This is a genomic window from Streptomyces sp. GL_141, assembly GCF_057834385.1.
On record NZ_CM174402.1, the window covers coordinates 7,184,826 to 7,202,763 of the forward strand.

The 17,938-nt window shown below is 65.9% G+C and carries 11 protein-coding genes, 3 rRNA genes and 1 riboswitch; of the genes, 13 read left to right on the top strand and 1 reads right to left on the bottom strand.

Annotation, left to right across the window (positions count from 1 at the left end):
* The first annotated feature begins 625 nt into the window (after positions 1–625).
* From AC3IX6_RS32050 to AC3IX6_RS32110, 13 genes are all read left to right on the top strand, one after another.
* Positions 626–2,150, top strand: a 16S ribosomal RNA gene (locus tag AC3IX6_RS32050).
* Between the two features lie 283 nt (positions 2,151–2,433).
* Positions 2,434–5,557: ribosomal RNA gene (locus tag AC3IX6_RS32055) — 23S ribosomal RNA — on the top strand.
* A gap of 74 nt (positions 5,558–5,631) precedes the next feature.
* Positions 5,632–5,749 (top strand): 5S ribosomal RNA (gene rrf, locus AC3IX6_RS32060).
* The 16S, 23S and 5S rRNA genes sit together here, the layout of an rRNA operon.
* A 130-nt stretch (positions 5,750–5,879) precedes the next feature.
* Positions 5,880–6,470, top strand: a complete 591-nt coding sequence (gene clsA / locus AC3IX6_RS32065) for a cardiolipin synthase ClsA (protein WP_250745186.1) — start codon at positions 5,880–5,882, stop codon at positions 6,468–6,470.
* A 100-nt stretch (positions 6,471–6,570) separates the two neighbouring features.
* A complete protein-coding gene (locus AC3IX6_RS32070; RefSeq protein ID WP_489366791.1) occupies positions 6,571–9,066 on the top strand; it encodes a sugar phosphate nucleotidyltransferase in 2,496 nt (831 codons plus the stop codon).
* A gap of 133 nt (positions 9,067–9,199) precedes the next feature.
* The gene (locus AC3IX6_RS32075; protein ID WP_489366792.1) at positions 9,200–10,102 is read left to right on the top strand and encodes a DUF881 domain-containing protein; all 903 of its coding nucleotides are present in this window, start codon (positions 9,200–9,202) and stop codon (positions 10,100–10,102) included.
* The gene (locus AC3IX6_RS32080; RefSeq protein ID WP_112452698.1) at positions 10,099–10,431 is read left to right on the top strand and encodes a small basic family protein; all 333 of its coding nucleotides are present in this window, start codon (positions 10,099–10,101) and stop codon (positions 10,429–10,431) included. Before AC3IX6_RS32075 ends, AC3IX6_RS32080 begins: the two co-directional genes overlap by 4 nt.
* Positions 10,432–10,436: 5 nt before the next feature.
* Positions 10,437–11,327, top strand: a complete 891-nt coding sequence (locus AC3IX6_RS32085; protein ID WP_489366793.1) for a DUF881 domain-containing protein — start codon at positions 10,437–10,439, stop codon at positions 11,325–11,327.
* 483 nt (positions 11,328–11,810) lie between these two features.
* Positions 11,811–12,350 carry an FHA domain-containing protein gene (locus AC3IX6_RS32090; RefSeq protein WP_302171634.1) on the top strand — a complete coding sequence of 180 codons (540 nt, stop codon included), beginning with the start codon at positions 11,811–11,813 and terminating at the stop codon, positions 12,348–12,350.
* A 19-nt stretch (positions 12,351–12,369) separates the two neighbouring features.
* Positions 12,370–13,143, top strand: a complete 774-nt coding sequence (gene ftsR / locus AC3IX6_RS32095; protein ID WP_489366794.1) for a transcriptional regulator FtsR — start codon at positions 12,370–12,372, stop codon at positions 13,141–13,143.
* Between the two features lie 107 nt (positions 13,144–13,250).
* Positions 13,251–13,724 carry a bifunctional nuclease family protein gene (locus AC3IX6_RS32100; protein WP_250745191.1) on the top strand — a complete coding sequence of 158 codons (474 nt, stop codon included), beginning with the start codon at positions 13,251–13,253 and terminating at the stop codon, positions 13,722–13,724.
* 180 nt (positions 13,725–13,904) lie between these two features.
* Positions 13,905–14,570, top strand: a complete 666-nt coding sequence (locus AC3IX6_RS32105) for a MerR family transcriptional regulator (protein WP_489366795.1) — start codon at positions 13,905–13,907, stop codon at positions 14,568–14,570.
* A gap of 167 nt (positions 14,571–14,737) precedes the next feature.
* Complete coding sequence (locus AC3IX6_RS32110) at positions 14,738–16,822, top strand: DNA polymerase IV (protein ID WP_489366796.1); 2,085 nt, start codon at positions 14,738–14,740, stop codon at positions 16,820–16,822.
* A gap of 511 nt (positions 16,823–17,333) precedes the next feature.
* Here the strand turns inward: AC3IX6_RS32110 and AC3IX6_RS32115 are convergent.
* A complete protein-coding gene (locus AC3IX6_RS32115; protein ID WP_489366797.1) occupies positions 17,334–17,699 on the bottom strand; it encodes a PRC-barrel domain-containing protein in 366 nt (121 codons plus the stop codon).
* Positions 17,700–17,818: 119 nt separating this feature from the next.
* Positions 17,819–17,917, top strand: a riboswitch (glycine riboswitch).
* Positions 17,918–17,938: the final 21 nt, after the last annotated feature.

Here is a 17,938-nt window from a genome sequence, read left to right on the forward strand (position 1 = left end):
CTGGACTGGTCCTTCGGCACGGAGACTAGTGGACTAGACCGGTGGACTAGACCATACGCCTGAATCGATTTGCTTGGGCCCTGGCCGACCTGTACTGTCGTGACTCCCGCCAGGAAGCCCCGCGTGAACATTTCGCGAACGGCCGATGGACGGGACTCCTCCTCTCTCTTGTTCTGATCTTGATCTCGCCTTCTTTCCGCATGCCTATTCGGCAAAACGGAGAGTGGTCAGAGAGAAGGAAAAGGGCTGATAGAGTCGGACTCGCCGGAAAGGGAAAACGCGAAAGCGGATGACCTGGAAGGTGGAAAACAAGCGAGACAGACTCTGATAGAGTCTGAAACGCAAGAACAGAACAGAACGAAAGCCCGGAGGAAAGCCCGAGAGGGTGAGTACAAAGGAAGCGTCCGTTCCTTGAGAACTCAACAGCGTGCCAAAAATCAACGCCAAAAAGTTGATACCCCGTCCATTTCGGTGGATGAGGTTCCTTTGAAAAAGACCTGTGAGGTCGCGGCTTCGGCCCTGACGCTTGCAGGCAATTACACAGCGAGGACGCAGTGGACGGTCGGTCTTATTCCGACATGACTGTCCCGCTCTAAGTGCGTGTGCACCGGATAACCGGTAAACATTCATGGAGAGTTTGATCCTGGCTCAGGACGAACGCTGGCGGCGTGCTTAACACATGCAAGTCGAACGATGAAGCCCTTCGGGGTGGATTAGTGGCGAACGGGTGAGTAACACGTGGGCAATCTGCCCTTCACTCTGGGACAAGCCCTGGAAACGGGGTCTAATACCGGATAACACTCCTGCCTGCATGGGCGGGGGTTAAAAGCTCCGGCGGTGAAGGATGAGCCCGCGGCCTATCAGCTTGTTGGTGGGGTAATGGCCCACCAAGGCGACGACGGGTAGCCGGCCTGAGAGGGCGACCGGCCACACTGGGACTGAGACACGGCCCAGACTCCTACGGGAGGCAGCAGTGGGGAATATTGCACAATGGGCGAAAGCCTGATGCAGCGACGCCGCGTGAGGGATGACGGCCTTCGGGTTGTAAACCTCTTTCAGCAGGGAAGAAGCGAAAGTGACGGTACCTGCAGAAGAAGCGCCGGCTAACTACGTGCCAGCAGCCGCGGTAATACGTAGGGCGCAAGCGTTGTCCGGAATTATTGGGCGTAAAGAGCTCGTAGGCGGCTTGTCACGTCGGATGTGAAAGCCCGAGGCTTAACCTCGGGTCTGCATTCGATACGGGCTAGCTAGAGTGTGGTAGGGGAGATCGGAATTCCTGGTGTAGCGGTGAAATGCGCAGATATCAGGAGGAACACCGGTGGCGAAGGCGGATCTCTGGGCCATTACTGACGCTGAGGAGCGAAAGCGTGGGGAGCGAACAGGATTAGATACCCTGGTAGTCCACGCCGTAAACGTTGGGAACTAGGTGTTGGCGACATTCCACGTCGTCGGTGCCGCAGCTAACGCATTAAGTTCCCCGCCTGGGGAGTACGGCCGCAAGGCTAAAACTCAAAGGAATTGACGGGGGCCCGCACAAGCAGCGGAGCATGTGGCTTAATTCGACGCAACGCGAAGAACCTTACCAAGGCTTGACATATACCGGAAAGCATTAGAGATAGTGCCCCCCTTGTGGTCGGTATACAGGTGGTGCATGGCTGTCGTCAGCTCGTGTCGTGAGATGTTGGGTTAAGTCCCGCAACGAGCGCAACCCTTGTCCTGTGTTGCCAGCATGCCCTTCGGGGTGATGGGGACTCACAGGAGACCGCCGGGGTCAACTCGGAGGAAGGTGGGGACGACGTCAAGTCATCATGCCCCTTATGTCTTGGGCTGCACACGTGCTACAATGGCCGGTACAATGAGCTGCGATACCGTGAGGTGGAGCGAATCTCAAAAAGCCGGTCTCAGTTCGGATTGGGGTCTGCAACTCGACCCCATGAAGTCGGAGTTGCTAGTAATCGCAGATCAGCATTGCTGCGGTGAATACGTTCCCGGGCCTTGTACACACCGCCCGTCACGTCACGAAAGTCGGTAACACCCGAAGCCGGTGGCCCAACCCGTAAGGGAGGGAGCTGTCGAAGGTGGGACTGGCGATTGGGACGAAGTCGTAACAAGGTAGCCGTACCGGAAGGTGCGGCTGGATCACCTCCTTTCTAAGGAGCACAGTACCGATTGCAGACAAACGTTCTGCACGGTCAGCTCAGGGTGGAACGTTGATTAGTTGGCACGGTTTCCAAAACCTTCTGTGAGTACTGCTTCGGCGTGGAAAACAGTAAGAGTGGCGGGGATCGTGCTTGGCACGTTGTTGGGTATCTGAGGGTACGGCCGAAAGGTCTTATCTTCGCGATGCCGGCCCCAGTGAACTTCGTCTTCGGATGAGGGTGATGGGTGACTGGTCGTTGCTTGAGAACTACACAGTGGACGCGAGCATCTGTAGGCCAAGTTTTTAAGGGCGCACGGTGGATGCCTTGGCACCAGGAACCGATGAAGGACGTGAGAGGCCGCGATAGGCCCCGGGGAGCTGCCAACTGAGCTTTGATCCGGGGGTGTCCGAATGGGGAAACCCGGCAGTCGTCATGGGCTGTCACCCACTGCTGAACACATAGGCAGTGTGGAGGGAACGCGGGGAAGTGAAACATCTCAGTACCCGCAGGAAGAGAAAACAACCGTGATTCCGGGAGTAGTGGCGAGCGAAACCGGATGAGGCCAAACCGTATGCGTGTGATACCCGGCAGGGGTTGCGCATGCGGGGTTGTGGGAATTCTTTTGATCGGTCTGCCGGCCGGTCGGCGAGTCAAAAACCGTTGATGTAGTCGAAGGACATGCGAAAGGTCCGGCGTAGAGGGTAAGACCCCCGTAGACGAAACATCAGCGGCTTGCTTAAGAATCTCCCAAGTAGCACGGGGCCCGAGAAATCCCGTGTGAATCTGGCGGGACCACCCGCTAAGCCTAAATATTCCCTGGTGACCGATAGCGGATAGTACCGTGAGGGAATGGTGAAAAGTACCGCGGGAGCGGAGTGAAATAGTACCTGAAACCGTGTGCCTACAAGCCGTGGGAGCGTCGCTGTATGTGCTTGCACATACAGTCGTGACTGCGTGCCTTTTGAAGAATGAGCCTGCGAGTTAGCGGTGTGTAGCGAGGTTAACCCGTGTGGGGAAGCCGTAGCGAAAGCGAGTCCGAATAGGGCGATTGAGTTGCACGCTCTAGACCCGAAGCGGAGTGATCTAGCCATGGGCAGGTTGAAGCGGAGGTAAGACTTCGTGGAGGACCGAACCCACCAGGGTTGAAAACCTGGGGGATGACCTGTGGTTAGGGGTGAAAGGCCAATCAAACTCCGTGATAGCTGGTTCTCCCCGAAATGCATTTAGGTGCAGCGTCACGTGTTTCTTGCCGGAGGTAGAGCACTGGATAGGCGATGGGCCCTACCGGGTTACTGACCTTAGCCAAACTCCGAATGCCGGTAAGTGAGAGCGTGGCAGTGAGACTGTGGGGGATAAGCTCCATGGTCGAGAGGGAAACAGCCCAGAGCATCGACTAAGGCCCCTAAGCGTACGCTAAGTGGGAAAGGATGTGGAGTCGCAGAGACAACCAGGAGGTTGGCTTAGAAGCAGCCACCCTTGAAAGAGTGCGTAATAGCTCACTGGTCAAGTGATTCCGCGCCGACAATGTAGCGGGGCTCAAGCGTACCGCCGAAGTCGTGTCATTGCAGCAATAGGGCCAACGCCCGCTGTGATGGGTAGGGGAGCGTCGTGTGCCGGGTGAAGCAGCAGCGGAAGCTAGTTGTGGACGGTTCACGAGTGAGAATGCAGGCATGAGTAGCGATACACACGTGAGAAACGTGTGCGCCGATTGACTAAGGGTTCCTGGGTCAAGCTGATCTGCCCAGGGTAAGTCGGGACCTAAGGCGAGGCCGACAGGCGTAGTCGATGGACAACCGGTTGATATTCCGGTACCCGCTTTGAAACGCCCAATATCGAATCAGGCGATGCTAAGCCCGTGAAGCCGTTCCGGACCCTTCGGGGAAAGGAAAGTGGTGGAGCCGGCGAACCAGACTTGTAGTAGGTAAGCGATGGGGTGACGCAGGAAGGTAGTCCAGCCCGGGCGGTGGTAGTCCCGGGGTAAGGGTGTAGGCCGAGGGGTAGGCAAATCCGTCCCTCATATAAGGCTGAGACCTGATGCCGAGCCGATTGTGGTGAAGTGGATGATCCTATGCTGTCGAGAAAAGCCTCTAGCGAGTTTCATGGCGGCCCGTACCCTAAACCGACTCAGGTGGTCAGGTAGAGAATACCGAGGCGTTCGGGTGAACTATGGTTAAGGAACTCGGCAAAATGCCCCCGTAACTTCGGGAGAAGGGGGGCCATCACTGGTGATCGGATTTACTCCGTGAGCTGGGGGTGGCCGCAGAGACCAGCGAGAAGCGACTGTTTACTAAAAACACAGGTCCGTGCGAAGCCGTAAGGCGATGTATACGGACTGACGCCTGCCCGGTGCTGGAACGTTAAGGGGACCGGTTAGTCACATTTCGGTGTGGCGAAGCTGAGAACTTAAGCGCCAGTAAACGGCGGTGGTAACTATAACCATCCTAAGGTAGCGAAATTCCTTGTCGGGTAAGTTCCGACCTGCACGAATGGCGTAACGACTTCTCGACTGTCTCAACCATAGGCCCGGTGAAATTGCACTACGAGTAAAGATGCTCGTTTCGCGCAGCAGGACGGAAAGACCCCGGGACCTTTACTATAGTTTGATATTGGTGTTCGGTTCGGCTTGTGTAGGATAGGTGGGAGACTTTGAAGCAGCCACGCCAGTGGTTGTGGAGTCGTCGTTGAAATACCACTCTGGTCGTGCTGGATGTCTAACCTCGGTCCGTGATCCGGATCAGGGACAGTGTCTGATGGGTAGTTTAACTGGGGCGGTTGCCTCCCAAAAAGTAACGGAGGCGCCCAAAGGTTCCCTCAGCCTGGTTGGCAATCAGGTGTTGAGTGTAAGTGCACAAGGGAGCTTGACTGTGAGACCGACGGGTCGAGCAGGGACGAAAGTCGGGACTAGTGATCCGGCGGTGGCTTGTGGAAGCGCCGTCGCTCAACGGATAAAAGGTACCCCGGGGATAACAGGCTGATCTTCCCCAAGAGTCCATATCGACGGGATGGTTTGGCACCTCGATGTCGGCTCGTCGCATCCTGGGGCTGGAGTCGGTCCCAAGGGTTGGGCTGTTCGCCCATTAAAGCGGTACGCGAGCTGGGTTTAGAACGTCGTGAGACAGTTCGGTCCCTATCCGCTGTGCGCGTAGGAATATTGAGAAGGGCTGTCCCTAGTACGAGAGGACCGGGACGGACGAACCTCTGGTGTGCCAGTTGTCCTGCCAAGGGCATGGCTGGTTGGCTACGTTCGGGAGGGATAACCGCTGAAAGCATCTAAGCGGGAAGCCTGCTTCAAGATGAGTATTCCCACCTCCTTGAGAGGGTAAGGCTCCCAGTAGACGACTGGGTTGATAGGCCAGATGTGGAAGCCCGGTAACGGGTGGAGCTGACTGGTACTAATAGGCCGAGGGCTTGTCCTCAGTTGCTCGCGTCCACTGTGTTAGTTCTGAAGTAACGAACTGTGTCCATATCCGGTTGGTTAACTTCATAGTGTTTCGGTGGTCATAGCGTTAGGGAAACGCCCGGTTTACATTCCGAACCCGGAAGCTAAGCCTTTCAGCGCCGATGGTACTGCAGGGGGGACCCTGTGGGAGAGTAGGACGCCGCCGAACAATCATTGTAGAAAGCCCCGTACCGGGTAACCGGTACGGGGCTTTTCTGCGTTTACGGACCGGTGCACCGGCTCCTGTAGGGTCAGGGGGCATCGTTCGACATTTCTACAGTCACAGTGGAGGCCCCCGGGTGGAGGTCCAGGAGACTCGGGTTCAGACTGACCGAATTTTCACCATTCCGAACATCCTGAGCATGGCACGCCTCGCAGGCGTACCCCTGTTCCTGTGGCTGATCCTGGCCGAGCACGACGGCTGGGCTCTTGCCGTCCTCATGCTCAGCGGGATCAGCGACTACCTCGACGGGAAGCTCGCACGGCGATGGAATCAGATCAGCAGCCTCGGCCGGCTGCTGGATCCCGCCGCGGACCGGCTCTACATCCTGTCCACCCTGTTCGGTCTCACGTACCGCGAGATTCTGCCGCTGTGGCTCACCGGGGCGCTGCTCGCGCGTGAGCTGATGCTGCTGGTCATGGTCTGGATCCTGCGCCGGCACGGCTATCCGCCGCCCCAGGTCAACTTCCTCGGCAAGGCCGCGACCTTCAACCTGATGTACGCGTTCCCCTTCCTCCTGGTCAGCACCTGGTCGGGTTGGTTGGCCTGGATGGGGTCAGTTTTCGGATGGGCGTTCGCCGGATGGGGTACAACGCTCTATTGGTGGGCAGGAGTCCTTTACGTGGTGCAAGTCCGCCGGCTCGTGAAGGCGGACGCCACGGCCGATTGAGCTCGCTCGGCGCCTGACTGACGCGGAGGAGTGTTCCAGTCACCGTCCGGGACGGGTGAGATCGGCGATGACGCCGTCTCTCAAGGAGGACTCTTCCGACATGAAGGCCGTCGTGATGGCCGGTGGCGAAGGCACTCGGCTTCGTCCCATGACCTCAAGCATGCCCAAGCCGCTCCTGCCGGTGGCGAACCGGCCGATCATGGAGCACGTGCTCAGGCTGCTCAAGCGGCATGGACTCAGCGAGACCGTGGTCACCGTGCAGTTCCTGGCGTCGCTCGTCAGGAACTATTTCGGTGACGGCGAGGAGCTCGGCATGGAGCTCACCTATGCCAACGAAGAGAAGCCACTCGGTACCGCCGGCAGCGTGAAGAACGCCGAGGAGGCGCTGAAGGACGACACCTTCCTCGTCATCTCCGGCGACGCGCTCACCGACTTCGACCTGACCGACCTGATCCGTTTCCACAAGGAGAAGGGCGGACTCGTCACGGTGTGCCTCACCCGGGTACCGAATCCGCTGGAATTCGGCATCACCATCGTGGACGAGGAAGGCAAGGTCGAGCGTTTCCTGGAGAAGCCGACCTGGGGCCAGGTGTTCTCGGACACCATCAACACCGGCATCTACGTCATGGAGCCGGAGATCTTCGACTACGTGGACGCGGACGTCTCGGTGGACTGGTCCGGCGACGTCTTCCCTCAGCTGATGAAGGAAGGCCGGCCCATCTACGGCTACGTCGCCGAGGGCTACTGGGAGGACGTCGGCACCCACGAGAGCTACGTCAAGGCCCAGGCCGACGTACTCGAGGGCAAGGTCCAGGTCGACATGGACGGCTTCGAGATCTCCCCCGGCGTGTGGATCGCCGAAGGGGCCGAGGTGAGCCCGGACGCGGTGCTGCGCGGACCGCTGTACATCGGGGACTACGCCAAGGTCGAGGCCGGCGTGGAGATCCGCGAGCACACCGTCATCGGATCGAACGTGGTCGTCAAGAGCGGTGCCTTCCTGCACAAGGCCGTCGTGCACGACAACGTGTACATCGGGCCGCACAGCAATCTCCGCGGCTGTGTCATCGGGAAGAACACCGACATCATGCGGGCCGCCCGGATCGAGGACGGGGCCGTCATCGGCGACGAGTGCCTCGTCGGCGAGGAATCGATCATCCAGGGGAACGTGCGGGTCTACCCCTTCAAGACGATCGAGGCGGGCGCCTTCGTCAACACCTCGGTCATCTGGGAGTCCCGGGGGCAGGCACATCTGTTCGGCGCGCGCGGGGTCACCGGGATCCTGAACGTGGAGATCACCCCGGAGCTGGTGGTCCGGCTGGCCGGTGCCTACGCGACGACCCTGAAGAAGGGGGCGACGGTCACCACGGCCCGCGACCACTCCCGAGGTGCGCGAGCGCTCAAGCGGGCCGTGATCTCGGCGCTCCAGGCCAGCGCCATCAACGTCCGGGACCTGGAGAACGTACCGCTGCCCGTGGCGCGGCAGCAGACCGCGCGCGGCAGCGCCGGCGGGATCGTGCTGCGGACCTCGCCGGGAGTGCCGGACTCCGTCGACATCATGTTCCTCGACGAGCGCGGGGCCGACCTCTCCCTCCAGCAGCAGCGCAAGCTCGACCGGGTCTACGCGCGCCAGGAGTACCGGCGGGCGTTCCCCGGAGAGATCGGTGACCTGCAGTTCCCGGGAAGCGTCTTCGACGCCTACACCGGTTCGCTGCTGCGGCGCGTGGACACCACCGGGGTCGCGGACTCCGGGCTCAAGGTGGTCGTGGACGCGTCCAACGGCAGCGCCGGCCTGGTGCTGCCCAGCCTGCTGGGCCGGCTCGGGGTGGACGCCCTCACCGTGAACCCGGGACTCGACGAGTCCCGGCCCACCGAGAGCACCGAGTCCCGGCGGGCGGGGCTGGTGCGGCTCGGGGAGATCGTGGCGTCCTCGCGGGCCGCCTTCGGCGTGCGCTTCGACCCGGTGGGCGAGCGGATCTCCCTCGTGGACGAGCGCGGCCGGATCATCGAGGACGACCGGGCGCTGCTGGTGCTGCTCGACCTGGTGGCCGCGGAGAAGCGCAGCGGCAAGGTGGCGCTGCCGGTGACCACGACCCGGATCGCCGAGCAGGTGGCGGCGTACCACGGGACCCAGGTGGAGTGGACGACTACCTCGCCGGACGATCTGACCCGGGTGGGCCGGGCGGAGAACACCATCTTCGGCGGTGACGGGCGGGGCGGTTTCATCGTCCCGGAGTTCAGCAGCGTCTTCGACGGCTCGGCCGCCTTCGTGCAGTTGATCGGGCTGGTGGCGCGGACACAGCTCACGCTGAGCCAGATCGATGCCCGGATCCCGCGGGCGCACGTGCTCAAGCGGGACGTGCCGACCCCGTGGGCGGTGAAGGGGCTCGTCATGCGGCGGGTCGTGGAGGCGGCCGGGGACCGGCAGGTGGACACCACCGACGGGGTACGGGTCGTGGAGGCCGACGGGCGCTGGGCGCTGGTGCTGCCGGATCCGGCGGAGGCGGTCACCCACCTGTGGGCCGAAGGGCCCGACGACGCGTCCGCGCAGGCGCTGCTGGACGGCTGGGCAGCGGTGGTGGACGGCGCCGGGCACTGAGGGGCCCGTACGGCAGGGCCTAGGCCGGAACGGAACGGCGCGGGGCCGAAGGTCCGGTGGAGCGGGCGGGGCGTAGGCCCCGGCCGGTCCACCGGGCGTCCGCATTCGGTGGGAGCGGCGCCGACATGCGACGATGTGCGGCATGTCGCAGCCGCCCCACAACCGCAGTTCGGCACCTCCCGCGCGGCCGGACGCCTCCATGTCGCTGCTGACGCACGTGATGGACCACTCGCTCGACGAGGGTTACGCGGAGGCCTCGGCCCGGCGTGAGGCCGAGGGCACCTCCGGCCTGCCGCGGACCCTCAAGGCCAAACTGGGTCTCGCCGCAGGGCTCGTGCTCGCCGCCAGTGTCGTCACCCTGGGCGCCGCGCAGGCGCGGGCGACCGCGCCGGTGCTGGCCAAGGAGCGTCACGAGCTCATCGACCGGGTCGAGCGGGCCGACGCACGCGCGGACGGCCTGGAGCGGGACATCGAGCGGCTGCGGGACACCGTCGCCGCCCGGCAGCGCGAGGCCCTCAAGCAGCACGGTGGGGAACAGGGCCAGCTCGTGGCGCTGCTGTCCGGGGCCACCGAGGTGCACGGGCCCGGGATCAAGCTGACGGTGGACGACGCGAAGGGCTCGACGACCGGAGACGGCTCGCAGCCGCGCGAGAGCGCCGGCTTCTCGGACACCGGGCGGCTCCGCGACCGCGATATGCAGAAGATCGTCAACGGACTGTGGCAGTCGGGGGCGGAAGCGATCTCGATCAACGGGCAGCGGCTGACGTCGCTCTCGGCGATCCGGGCCGCGGGTGACGCGATACTGGTCGACAACAGGCCGCTGGTGCCCCCGTACGAAGTACTGGCGATCGGCGACAAGAAGCGCCTCGGGACCGCGTTCCAGGACTCCGCGGACGGCCAGTACCTGCACGTGCTGCAGGAGAACTACGGCATCCGCTACTCCTTGTCCTCCGAGGCCGAGATGCGCCTTCCGGCCGCGTCGAGCCTGACCGTACGTACGGCTACAGCAGCAGAGCAGCAGAAGGGTGCATCGTGATCGCGGTACTGGGCCTCGTGGTCGGAGTGGTGGTCGGACTTCTCGTCCGGCCCGAAGTGCCGGCCGTGGTGGAGCCTTATCTGCCGATCGCCGTGGTCGCGGCGCTGGACGCGGTGTTCGGAGGCCTGCGCGCGATGCTGGACGGCATCTTCGTGGACAAGGTCTTCGTGGTGTCGTTCCTGTCGAACGTGGTTGTGGCGGCGCTGATCGTCTTCCTCGGCGACAAGCTGGGGGTCGGCTCACAGCTGTCCACGGGTGTGGTCGTCGTCCTCGGCATCCGCATCTTCTCCAACGCCGCGGCCATCCGCCGGCACGTGTTCCGGGCGTGAGGCCGATGAGTACGAACGACACCCCGCCCGAGGAGCCCGGGGCCGCGTCCCAGCGGCCGAAGGCGCAGCCTCCGCTGGAGCCGTCGGCCGGGGCCGGGGAGCGGGTTCCGGAGGAGAGCGGAGCCGCGCCCACCGGATACGCGCCGGCCGGGCCGCCGGAGCAGAGCGTCCCCGAGCAGACCGGGCGGCAGCGGCTGGCGGCCGGGTTGTGGCCGCCGCGGGTGAGCCGTGCCCAACTGATCGTCGCGGTGCTGCTGTTCGTCCTGGGGCTCGGTCTGGCCATCCAGGTACGGTCCAACAGTGACTCCAGCGCGCTGCGCGGAGCCCGTCAGGAGGACCTCGTACGGATCCTCGACGAGCTCGACGGCCGGACCAAGCGGCTGGAGGACGAGAAGCAGAAGCTCGAGGACCAGCGCAGGGAGCTGGAGAGCAGCTCCAACCAGGCCGAGGAGGCCCGGAAGCAGACCGTGGAGAAGGAGCGCCAACTCGGGATCCTGGCCGGTACGGTGGCCGCGCAGGGGCCGGGGATCGTGCTGAAGATCACGGACCCCAAGGGCCAGGTGCAGTCGGACAAGCTGCTGGACACCCTTCAGGAGCTGCGGGCGGCCGGGGCCGAGGCGATCCAGATCAACGGGGTGCGGATCGTGGCGGACTCGTACTTCTCGGACGAGGAGGACGGGGTCGCGATCGACGGTAAGAAGATCACACAGCCCTACGAGTTCAAGGTGATCGGCAAGCCGCAGGACCTGGAGCCGGCGCTCAACATTCCCGGTGGCGTCGCCCAGTCGCTGGAGAAGGAGCAGGCCGTCGTCAGCGTCACACGTCCGGCGAAGATCGTTGTGGATGCCTTGCGGGCTGCGAAGCAGCCTGACTACGCTCGGTCGTCATCGTCGTGATGCGGGAGGTGCGGGAGACGGGCTCACGCGGGCGAATGCCTGCGGGGGGTCGACGCACCGAAGTCGCGGTGCGTGGTGGAAACTGTCTGATGGTTACGGACGTTGTAAGTATGTCCGGGTCGGCAGGTGTTGCATTCGGAGTTCGTCCTGCCCCACGGGCGGGTCTGTTTCGGTCAAGGGGAATCGCCCGTGAAGTTGTTTGAGAAGTTGTTCGGCAAGAAGAACCGCGAGGAAAGCGGTGCGGCCAGGCACCGCGCGGGGCATGGAGACGTGGAAGGGCAGGGCGACCGGCCGCTCTTCCGCGACGAGGTCGCCGGAGCGGGTGACATTTCGGGCGCGCACGGCGCGTCGACTGTTGACCCTGCCGGTACCGGACGCATAGGTTTCGGTGAACCATCAACCTCAAGTACGGGTGGAGGGTTTGCCCCCGACCCGTATGCCACCAATGCCTCCGCGGGGCAGCCGCGGCGCGAGGAGCCGTCCATGTCGGCCGAGCAGATTTGCAGCAGGTGCGGGCACCGCAGCGATGCGGCGAGCCGGTTCTGCTCCAACTGCGGGGCGCCGCTGCGGGCGGGTCTGACGCCGGAGCGAGCCTCGGAGACCACGTCCACCATCTCGATCTCGGGCCTGGAGGCCTACGAGGCCGAGGTGTCGGGACAGACGCACGTGTCGTCCTCGCTGTCCCCCGAGGCCCAGGCCGCGGTGGAAGCGCTGCCCCCGGGTTCCGCCCTGCTGATCGTGCGGCGCGGCCCGAACTCCGGCAGCCGGTTCCTCTTGGACGGTGAGCTGACGACGGCCGGCCGGCACCCGCAGAGCGACATCTTCCTGGACGACGTCACCGTCTCCCGGCGCCATGTCGAGTTCCGCAGGAGCCACGACGGTTTCACCGTCGCCGACGTCGGCAGCCTCAACGGCACGTACGTGAACCGTGAACCGATCGACTCCGTCGCCCTGCACAACGGCGACGAGGTGCAGATCGGCAAGTACCGGCTGGTCTTCTACGCGAGCCTGCGGGGGCACTGACCCTTCAAGGGAAGGTCCCATGCTGCGTATCCCGGCAGGCGGTGCCGCCAAGAGCGGCGCCGCCGGTACGGCCTCCTCGGGCGTGCGGCTGGTGAGCATCGGAACGGTGCTCACGATGCTGCGTGACGAGTTCCCCGAAGTCACGATCTCGAAGATCCGTTTCCTGGAGGCGGAGGGGCTCGTCGAGCCCCGGCGCACACCTTCCGGATATCGCAAGTTCAGCACCGACGACGTGGAGCGCCTCGCCCACGTCCTGCGGCTCCAGCGCGACCACTACCTTCCGTTGAAGGTCATCCGCGAGCAGCTCGACGCGCTCGCGCGGGGTGAGCAGATCCGCATCCCGGCGCCCACGGCGCACGGGGAGTCCGTCGACCCCGCGAGCCCCGTCGCCCTCTACGGCGAGGTGGGCCGGGAGCGGCCCACCGTGGCCCGGGTGGGCCGGGCCGAGCTGATCGCCGCCGCGGAGGTGGATGAGGTCCAGCTCGTGGAGTGGGAGTCGTACGGACTCATCGCCGAGGCGCCCGGCGGCGGTTTCGACGCCGAGGCCGTCACCGTGGCCCGTCTGGTGGCCGATCTCGGCCGATTCGGTCTGGAGCCGCGCCACCTGCGGGCGATGAAGGCCGCCGCCGACCGGGAGGCCGGTCTGGTGGAACAGGTGGTATCACCGCTGCGCCGGCACCGCAATCCGCAGACCAGGGCCCATGCGGAGGCCACCATGAAGGAGCTCGCGGGGCTCTCCGTACGGCTGCACGAGGCCCTCGTACAAACTGCTCTCGGGGTCCGGCTGCACTGATTCCCGAGGGGTTTTCGGGCCACTTCGGGCGACTTCGGAGGGGCTTCGGGGCAGGCTTGGGGGAGCCCGACTACCCAAACCTGCCGAGCAGGTCCTAGGGTTGCTGTGTGAACGAGCTCGACGTTGTGGGTGTCCGGGTGGAAATGCCCTCGAACCAACCGATCGTGCTCCTGCGTGAAGTGGGAGGCGACCGGTACCTCCCCATCTGGATCGGACCAGGGGAGGCGACCGCCATTGCCTTCGCGCAGCAGGGCATGGCCCCTGCCCGGCCGCTGACGCACGACCTTTTCAAGGACGTGCTGGAGGCGATCGGCGAGGAGCTCACCGAAGTCCGGATCACGGATCTGCGGGAGGGTGTTTTCTACGCGGAGCTCGTCTTCGCCAGCGGAGTCGAGGTGAGCGCGCGGCCTTCCGATGCCATAGCGCTCGCCCTGCGGACCGGGACGCCGATCTTCGGCAGCGACGGCGTGCTCGACGACGCCGGAATCGCGATCCCGGACGAGCAGGAGGACGAGGTGGAGAAGTTCCGCGAGTTCCTCGACCAGATCTCGCCAGAGGACTTCGGCACCGGCCCGCAGTGAGGCGCAGGTCGCGCCGTCCTCCCGGATATTTCAGCCCATTCGAGTAGCCTTTCCCCGCAATGGGGTACGGGAAACCACTCTCAGGGTGATTATCACTCGGCGTGCCGAGTGTGGCGATCGTTGACGCACCCCTGGTGACTGCCTACCTTCGAGGTGGCAGGTCAAGGACGGAGGGTCGGCGTGAGAGTCACGGGCGACGGTATGACCGGGGGCATCCCCGCACGGAGTGACGGTGGGCCGTACCCGCTGCACGGTGGTGCGGTGAACTCCGCGCGCCGTCAGCCGGAGCCCGCGCCGGTCGGTTCGGTGGGGCAGGTGGGGTCAGTCGAGTCGGTGGGTGGCGAGTCCGCACCCGAGCAGGTCGGATACCGGGGGCCGACGGCGTGTGCCGCGGCCGGCATCACGTACCGGCAGCTCGACTACTGGGCGCGCACGGGGCTGGTGGAGCCCACGGTGCGCCCCGCTTACGGGTCGGGGACGCAGCGGCTGTACAGCTTCCGGGACGTGGTCGTCCTCAAGATCGTGAAGCGCTTCCTGGACACCGGGGTGGCGCTGCAGAACATCCGCACCGCCGTGCAGCACCTGCGCGACCGGGGTTTCTCGGACCTGGAGCGGATGACGCTGATGAGCGACGGCGCCACCGTGTACGAATGCACCTCGCCCGACCAGGTCGTCAGCCTGCTCCAGGGTGGCCAGGGTGTCTTCGGCATCGCCGTGGGCGTGGTCTGGCGCGATGTCGAGAACGCGTTGTCGCAGCTGCACGGGGAGCGCGTGGACACGGGCGAGACGGTGGTCGGGCACAACCCGGCCGATGAGCTGGCCGCCCGGAGGAACCGGGCCGTCTGAGGGGCTTTGCGCCAGTCGTGTGGCCGGCCGGTCGTCTGATCGGCCGGCCTTTCGGCTTTGAGCGGTCCGTCCGGCCCCGGTGGTCCGACCGGCCCCGGCGGTGGGCCGGGGTCGGCGGTGGGCCGGGTTCGGGCCGATTGTCAGTGGTGTAGGGCAGCATCGGAGCTGTGAGAGCCGCGCCGACCATCCTGCACCTGGACATGGACGCCTTCTACGCCTCCGTGGAGCAGGCGTCGAAGCCGAGCCTGCGCGGCAAGGCCGTCATCGTCGGCGGGCTCGGGCCGCGCGGGGTCGTCGCCACCGCCTCCTACGAGGCCAGGCGCTTCGGGGTGCACTCGGCCATGCCGATGGCCCAGGCGAGGCGGCTCTGCCCGAACGGCGCGTGCCTGATTCCGCGCTTCAGTCTGTACCGCGAGGTCAGCGACACGGTCATGGGGATGCTCCGGGAACTGTCCCCCCTCGTGGAGCCGCTGAGCCTGGACGAGGCCTTCGTGGACCTGGAGGCGGGGGGCGTCGCCTTCGACGCGGAGACCGCGCGGGCCGTCGGGGAGCGGCTGAGGGCCGACATCGCCGCCGCGACCGGGCTGAGCGGGTCGGTGGGGCTCGCGGGGTCCAAGATGCTGGCCAAGGTCGCCTCCGAGGAGGCCAAACCGGCCGGGCTGCTGCTCATCGAGGTGGGCACGGAGCGGGCGCACCTCGCACCGATGTCGGTACGGACCCTGCCCGGGGTGGGGCCGGCCACGGGGGAGCACCTGAGGCGGGCCGGGATCACGACCGTGGGGGAGCTGGCGGAGGCCGGTGAGGACGAGCTGGTCCGGATGGTGGGGCGCTCGCACGGGGTCGGGCTGTACCGGATGGCGCTGGGTGTGGACGAGCGGCCGGTGGTCGCCGAACGCGATGCGAAGTCCGTGTCGGTGGAGGACACCTTCGACGTCGACCTGCACGACCGGGTGCGGATCCGCAACGAGGTGCAGCGGCTCGCGGACCGCTGCGTGGAGCGGCTGCGCGGGTCGGGGCACTCGGGGCGGACGATCGTGCTCAAGGTCCGGCGGTACGACTTTTCCACCCTGACCCGCTCCGAGACCCTGCGGGGGCCCACGGACGACCCCGCGGTCGTGCGGGAGGCGGCGGCGCGGCTGCTGGAGGCGGTGGACACCACGGGCGGGGTGCGGCTGCTGGGGGTGGGGGTGACGGGGCTCGCTGACTACACGCAGGAGGACCTCTTCGCTTTCGCCGATGCGATGGCTGCGCGGGCTGGGGCGGGGGTGGGTGGCGGTGGTGCGGCTGGCGCTGCCGCGGGTGCGGATCGTGCCGAGGCGGCCTTGCCGTCTGGCGGGGGTGTGGGGCGACCTGCGGCCGGAGCTGAGGGTCCGGCCCGGGGGCGGGGTGCCGGGCCGGGGCAGGCCGAGGGTGCCGGGCAGGGCGTCCCCGCTGCGGCGGTGCCGGGCGAGCACGCCGGACAGAGCCGGGTCGCCGGGGCGGGCCAGGGGCAGGCGGCTGGGCAGGAGCAGGCTGAGGGCGGCGGGCCGGGGCAGGGGTCCCGGTCGGGGCTGGGGGAGAGCGGCGGGCCGGCTCAGCAGGGCCCTGAGCAGGGGCAGGGCGAGCTGACTGGGCCGGGCAGGGGTTCCGGGGCGGGCCGAGAGGACAGCGCCGGGCAGGGTCAGGGCGACCTGTCGGGGCAGGCGCAGGGCGTTGGGCAGGGCCAGGGTGGCGCGCAGGGGCAGGCGCGGGGCGTTGGGCAGGGTCAGGGCGACCTGTCGGGGCAGGCGCAGGGCGTTGGGCAGGGCCAGGGCGACCTGCAGGGGCAGGGGCAGGGGCAGGGGCAGGGGCAGGGGCAGGGCGTTGGCCAGGGCCAGGGTGACCTGTACGGGCAGGAGCAGGGTGAGGTTGCCGGGCCGGGGCAGGGTTCCGGGGCCGGGCAGGGCCAGGGCGTTGGCCAGGGGCAGGGCGATCTGCACGGGCAGGAGCAGGGCGTTGGGTACGGGCAGGGTGCGGTCGCTGGGCCGGGGCTCGGGGGTTTGGTTGAGCGGCGGTGGGTGGCCGGGAGTGATGTGCGGCATGCGGTGTACGGGCCCGGGTGGGTGCAGGGCAGCGGGGTCGGGCGGGTGACCGTACGGTTCGAGCAGCCCGGATCCGAGCCGGGCCGGGTGCGTACGTTTCTGGTGGACGACCCCGAGCTGGAGCCGTCCGATCCGATGCCGCTGGTCGGGGACCAGGCTGTGGGAGTCGGGGGCTCGACGGCTTCGGAGTGAGTTTGGTTGGGACGTCCTGCCGTTCCGCAGCGCCGCGCTGTCCGGCTGCGGCCGGCAGTGTGCGCCGCGCTCTGGTGCGGCTGGGCGGGGCGAGGTCTGGTGCGGGGGATGGGTGGGAGGGGCCGGGCCCTGCGGGGCTGTCCCCTACCCGCCCTTCCACCGTTCCCCGGGCTCCGCCCGGACCCCTCGCCATGTGCGGTGCCGTTCCCAGGGGCCTGCCCCGGCTCCTCAGGCCGGCCTCCGGACCCCCGGACCCCCGGTCCTCAAGCGCCGGCCCTCGGGCCCCGCCTCCCCGGGCTGGGTTCTGGACCGTCGGTTCTCAAGGGCCGGGGCCTGGCTGGTCGGGCTGGTTTCTGGACCCTTGGTACTCGAGCGCCGCCCCCGGGGCTTGGCTGGTCGGGCCGGGCTCTGGACCCTTGGTTCTCGAGCGTCGGCCCTGGGGCTTGGGTTCTCGGGGCCGGTCCCGGACCTTCGGGTGTCAGGTGTCGGAGGGGCTGGTGGGTGGGCGGGGTCAGGGGGTGTCGGGGGTTTTGTGGCCGAAGTCGTGCTGGAAGTCTGTGGGGAGGGTGAGGTCCAGGCCGTAGTGGTGGTAGAGCTGCAGCTCCTGTTCGGGGGAGAGGTGGCGGCCGACGCCGAAGTCGGGGGCGTCCTTGATGAGGGAGCGTTCGAAGGGCACGCGCAGGGTGTCGCCCACCATCTCGCTGGGCTCCAGCGGGACGAAGGCGTCCCGGCTGAAGAGTCCGGTGCGTACGGCGGCCCATTCCGGGACGCCCGTGGCGTCGTCGAGGTAGACCTCGTCGACGGTGCCGATCTTGGTGCCATTGCGGTCGAACGCCTTGCGGCCGATCAGGCTGCGGGGATCGATGTCGGTCTGCACGGTCCGGTCCCTCCATTGGGGCGCAACTCCTCCGTAATGACTACAAAAGTGCATTTCCGGAGAGGGGGCCACTCGAGGGAGGGCCGCAGATCCTCGCTGGTAGGCTGGGTGACGGCTGTTGACCCTGTGCGGGAGAGTCCTCCGAGTGAGTGAGACGGAGGCGCCGAAGGAGCAAATCCTCCCCGGAATCTCTCAGGCATACGTACCGCACGTGGTGAGGCCACTCTGGAAAGCAGGGG